Source organism: Halanaerobiales bacterium, assembly GCA_035270125.1.
In the GTDB taxonomy this organism is placed as follows: domain Bacteria; phylum Bacillota; class Halanaerobiia; order Halanaerobiales; family DATFIM01; genus DATFIM01.
This window is the reverse complement of the sequence record DATFIM010000215.1, coordinates 1-4,577: the sequence shown is the minus strand read 5'-3', so window position 1 is coordinate 4,577 and position 4,577 is coordinate 1. Positions and strand designations below refer to the sequence as shown.

Sequence of the window (4,577 nt, the reverse complement as noted above, 5' to 3'; positions counted from 1 at the left end):
AAATAATCAGCAATATTAGGCCAGTTTTTCCCTGTTCTTCCATTTGCAGAAACTGGATTTACAACTGTAAATATTTTATTAGCTAAATCTTTAGAAATTTCAGGATTTTCTTTCCTCTCTCTCATTGTCTATCAACTCTTTTCTCAACCTTAATTTAAAAATTTTTCTGCCCTCTTATGAAAAGTTTTTTTAGGAAAACTAATTGTTTTCAAAAATTGAAACTTACCCACTTTGACTTTATCATCATTATAAAATAATTTGTGCTGATTATTTTCTACTTTTTTAAGAGTAGCAAGGCCTAAAGCATTATTTACAGCAAAAAATTTCTGATATCCAGAAAATTCTTCAGGTATATTTTCCATATAAGCTACAAGTCCCTTAACATGTTTTTCAACATCAGCTAACATCATTTTTAAGGCTTTATTCATTTTTTCCTCATGTTCTTTAGCCAATATCATATCTTCTTTAATCCCTAATTCTTCTAAAGGCCAATAATTTTTATCTCTACTTTTGATATCTTTTCTAATATCACGAATAAGATTTACTTTCTGCAAAAAAAGACCGGCATCTACAAAATTATCTTTTAGAATCCTGGCTTTTTCCTCAGTTATAGAAGATTTTTCTATAATTAAATCAGTTAAAAAACCTCCAACTGTCCCAGCCACATAATAACAATATTCATCAAGTTCTTCAAACTTATTAACACTTTTTGCTAGATATTTTTGCATTCCTTTATTCATTTCTTTTAACCATTTATAGGATATTTTCTTTACTTCCTCATCTAAAAGTTCATAAGCCTCTTTTAAAAGAGAAGCATTTGCTGTTAATTTTTTAAGGTCTTTATCTCCAAACAATTCAGCTTTCTCTTCTACAATTTTAACTGCCTCTTTGTTGTCATTATTGGGATCAAAAATTTCTTCCACCTTATCCATTAAATAGATTCTCTCTTCAAAAGATATATCTTTTATTTCATCTTCAAAATTATCTAAAAGCCTGTCCTGCAAATAAGTTATCATTACTTCTTTATAAATCTTATCATCAAGCATCGGTATAGTAAGAGCAAAACTTCTTGATACTCTTTTTAATATTTTTTCACAAAATTCAATTGCTTTTTCAGACATAATCATCCCTCATCTCTAAACAATATATTCGACAAAAGTCCTATTATTCCTCTAACCAATCTCTATCTACATTGTTTAAAAAAACTTCAACCAAGTTAGGATCAAACTGAGTTCCGGCATTTTCAGAAATTTCTTTTAATGCATATTCAAAATCTTCAGCCTCTTTATAAGATCTAACAGTTAATATCGTATCAAATGCATCAAAAATTGCAATTATTCGAGATTCAATTGGTATCTCTTCTTTTGTAAGACCTTCTGGATAACCATAGCCATCCCATCTTTCATGATGATAACGAACAATAGTTGCCAATTCTCCCAAACCTTCTACATCATTAAGTAAACTCCAGCCAAAAAGACTGTGTTTTTTTATTGTTTCATATTCCTCATCAGTCAATTTACCCTTTTTATTTAAAATAGATTCATCAATCCCTATTTTTCCTATATCATGTAAAAGTGCTGCTTCTTCTAATAATTTTAACTTTTCTGAAGATAAATCAACTAATTTAGCAAGTTTAACAGAATATTCAGCTACTCTTTCAGAATGACCCCTGGTATATTTATCTTTAATCTCAACTGTATTTACAAGCGCTTTAATCATTTCTAAATATGATTTATCCAATTTTTCCATAGATATTTTTAAATAATAATAAGTAGAAAGCACTCTTGAAATAGCTTTAATTACTTTTTTATCTTCTTTTCCAAATGCATCAGCATCTTTAAAACTATCGATGAAAATATTTCCTATAACTTTATCAGTTTTTATTCCAACAGAAAGACTGGACATAATTTTATCTGAACCTATCTTTTTAAAAACATTAACATATTTTTCAGGCATACCCAGATGATATTTTTCGTGTAAATTTCTATAAATTTTAGGCTCTTCAGTTGTAAAAATAAGGTCTTTAGGAAAATCCACTTCTTTTAAAAGGTCATCATAATTAACCTGAGCTAGATAATGATAACAATTATCTTCAAGGATAGCTATACTACCACCATCAGCTTTAGGTATAATCTCAACTAAAAGTTCAAGTACTTCCTGACTGAATTCCTCCAGATCTTTTTCTGGAGCCATAGTTGAAATCTGTTCTAAAAATGCATTTAATTTATTTTCATATTCCTGTAATTTATTATATGATTCAGAAATATCTTTGTTCATAGCAGAAATTTCTTGATTTTGGAGATTAACTTTATTTAACAATTTATAAATTTCATTCATTAAATTTCTATATGAAGAAGTGACAGACTTCATTTCAGAAGTATATACATTATCTGGGTCAAACTTTTTTTGAAGGGGTTTAAAATCTCCAAGATATTCAGTTATATCACTATTTTTTAAGTCTTTTTCTGTAAATAAATCTCTAATTTCATTAGAAACATCATCTAAAAATTTAATATCAGCTAAAATATTTTTCTCATTATAGCGAACATTATAAAGCACTATAAAAAGTGATAACATGAAAAAAGCAAAAATCGCTAAAAATAAAATTATTTTTTTGACTGTTTTACTCAAATCATAAACTAAATACAATTTATAAGGATAATTATCAAGATGTGAAGAACTGAGAAAAATCCCTTTTTTTAAATTAAAGCCTTTTGAATTATTATTATATATAAAATTATATGATTCCACATTTTTATTACTTAAAATTATATCTTTTTCATTTAGAGTTTTTAACTCAAAATTAGATATCCGAGGTAATTTATTTAAAAAATTATTGATTGAATAAAGAGCAAAATCATTATACCCATTTTGAGGATATATAATTCCCAAATAAGACTTATTATTGTCATTAAAAATAAATGTTTTTATTTCATCAGCTTTTTGATAATTCAATTTATCCTGTATATGTTTATTGTAAAATTCATCTTTTATTTCTCGATAATTATAATTATTACCAAGTTCATTATATTTTATCCAGGCTTTTATATCTTTTTCATTATTTAAATAAAAATTTAAGTTTTTGTCAGAAAAGCTTTTTATTCTTTCCATCTGATTTATACTGTCATTAATATAATTGGTGATTAGCACCCCAAACTCTCTATTGATTTTTTTAGCCCTTTTTTGGAGGGAGTTAATATTATATGATATAAAGACAATAAATATAAAAATAAAAGCTATAGTTAAATAGATAAATAATCTTCTATTTCTTTTTATAAAATCTGAAATAGCCTGTGATCTTTTCAAACTCATCCCTCCATATTAACTATTTTGATTATTTGTGCTAAGTAAATTTTCGAAATAATGGTTAATTTTATCTCTAAAAATAATAGCTAATGCGGCCAATATTAAACAAATAATATAGAAATAAGTGGATGTGAAAAATTCATTTATAAGCATTTCTCGCGATTTTGGAAGATAAAAAGACTTAATTTGAGGATTCTTAAACTCTCCATCTTCATTTTCTAAAGCCAGAGCTCTTTCCTGCTTTATCTCCTCCGGTAAAATAGTATCAATAACTCGTGGTGCTTTACTTGTTTTTTCCAATCCTTTAGCATAAAAGTTCCATTTTCGCGGAGTAGAAGATATCAATCTATAATACCCAGGTCCAAAAGGATCAAAACTACCAACAAGTAGTTGAAGATTAGCTCCCTGAAGCTCCCCCACTACTTTTTTAGGAAATATAACCTTAATTTTATTATCAATTTTTTCAATTTTACTGTTGGCTACTTCCCCCTGTCGTGATTCAATATTACCATCTATACTAACTAAATCATCAAATTTTTGATCCCAATCATAAGCTAAAAACCACCAGCCACTCAGTTTTAAAGCCTTATTCCAGGAGGATTCCTGATCTAATTTAACATTTGCTCCATCTTCTAAAAGTTCAGTAGATCCTTTTTCCTGATTATCAATATATATTTCAATAAGGGGATGACTAAAACCAAATTTACTATTCCAGGGATCAGTCAATTTTACAAATTCAAATTCAAATATATAATCAACTTCAGTCTCTTTTATATTAAAAGCTTTTATATCAAATAATCCTTTATGAGAAGAAAATATTTCATCTTCAGGGTATCTATAATTCCCCGGACCATAATCATCTCCTACTGGATCATCAATTCTAAAGCTCCAACTATTATCTTCAGCCTCTACTACTAATGAAAATGAAAGTAAAATACCAAAAATACATAGCAATGATATAATTCTCATTATATTTTTATCCCTCCACTTTTTGCATAGCCAGAGCAATAGCTCCTTTCACTCCTATCTCATCTTCTAATACTGCTTCCTTAATTTTTACTATATCTGCTGGAGCTTTTAGAGCTCTTTTCTTAAATTCTTCTTTGGCCCTATCTAAAAAATATTCTTTGGCTTTCAAAACTCCTCCACCCAGGATAATCATTTCTGGATTGAAAATATTTACTAAGTTAGCAATCCCAATCCCTAAATAATAACCTGCCTTAGCAAAAATATCCAGAGCTTTCTGATCTCCTTTAGCTGCAGCTTTGGCT

4 protein-coding genes are annotated in these 4,577 nt (G+C 27.8%); all 4 read right to left on the bottom strand.

Going from position 1 to position 4,577, the window contains the following annotated elements; all coding sequences use genetic code 11:
- Positions 1–149: 149 nt before the first annotated feature.
- The gene (locus tag VJ881_10760) at positions 150–1,121 is read right to left on the bottom strand and encodes a squalene/phytoene synthase family protein (protein HKL76532.1); all 972 of its coding nucleotides are present in this window, start codon (positions 1,119–1,121) and stop codon (positions 150–152) included.
- Positions 1,122–1,164: 43 nt separating this feature from the next.
- On the bottom strand, positions 1,165–3,306 hold the full coding sequence (locus VJ881_10755) for an HD-GYP domain-containing protein (protein HKL76531.1): 2,142 nt from the start codon (positions 3,304–3,306) through the stop codon (positions 1,165–1,167).
- A gap of 15 nt (positions 3,307–3,321) precedes the next feature.
- Positions 3,322–4,275 carry a glucodextranase DOMON-like domain-containing protein gene (locus VJ881_10750; protein HKL76530.1) on the bottom strand — a complete coding sequence of 318 codons (954 nt, stop codon included), beginning with the start codon at positions 4,273–4,275 and terminating at the stop codon, positions 3,322–3,324.
- A gap of 7 nt (positions 4,276–4,282) precedes the next feature.
- Positions 4,283–4,577, bottom strand: a 295-nt coding sequence (locus VJ881_10745) for an ROK family protein (protein HKL76529.1), incomplete at its 5' end; no start/stop codon positions are given.